Here is an 827-nt window from a genome sequence, read left to right on the forward strand (position 1 = left end):
ATTCGAACGGGAGTTTCAAGCGGTTTCCTTTCATCAGTTGCTCCTTTCCTCCCCGTCCTTCAGGGCGGGGAGGAAAGGAGCGCTGCTGTTTGCCAGCGGCATTCCACCGTTAAAATGGCCGGCATGATTCTTGTCTATCGCTACCGCGTGAAGTCGCTCAACGGACTGCTTAACAAGCAGAGCCGCGCGGTGAACTACGTCTGGAACTTCTGCAACGACACGCAGAAGCATGCGCTCAAGTGGGGCAAGAAGTGGCCGACGGGATTCGACCTGAACGTGCTGACGACGGGGAGCAGCAAGGAACTCGGTATTCACTCCGGCACGATCAACGCGACGTGCGAGCAATATGCGAAGTCGCGCAGTCAGCGCCGACGCCCTTACCTGCGTTATCGCGGCAGGAAGTCGCTCGGCTGGGTGCCGCTGAAGGGGCGTGACCTGAAGCGCGAGGGGGACGCGTTCCGTTTCGCCGGCAACACGTTTCGCGTGTTCAACAGTCGACCGCTTCCCGAAGGCAAGATCAAGGACGGGACCAACTTTGCGCAGGATGCACGCGGCAACTGGTTCCTCAACATCGTGATCGAGATGCCCGATGTGCAGGCCCGCCCGGTTCGTTCCGGTGTGGGCATCGATCTCGGCCTGAAAGACTTCGCCACACTTTCGACCGGCGAGAAGCTGCCCAATGACCAGTTCGGTCGACGAGCGGCCGAGAAGCTGGCGAAAGCGCAACGGGCGCGAAAGCACAAGCGGCATATCGCGAAGCTGCACGCAAAGATCGCCAATGCCCGCGCCGATTTCCAGCACAAGCTCGCGCTCGATCTGGTGCGGCA

At 60.5% G+C, this 827-nt stretch carries 1 protein-coding gene; it reads left to right on the forward strand.

The features are described 5' to 3' along the window. Positions 1 to 123: 123 nt before the first annotated feature. Positions 124 to 827 (forward strand): RNA-guided endonuclease TnpB family protein (locus JMF90_RS38900; protein WP_201326524.1); only part of this gene is annotated, 704 nt, incomplete at its 3' end.

This window comes from Burkholderia sp. E168m23, from assembly GCF_016586125.1.
Classification (GTDB): Bacteria; Pseudomonadota; Gammaproteobacteria; order Burkholderiales; family Burkholderiaceae; genus Burkholderia; species Burkholderia orbicola.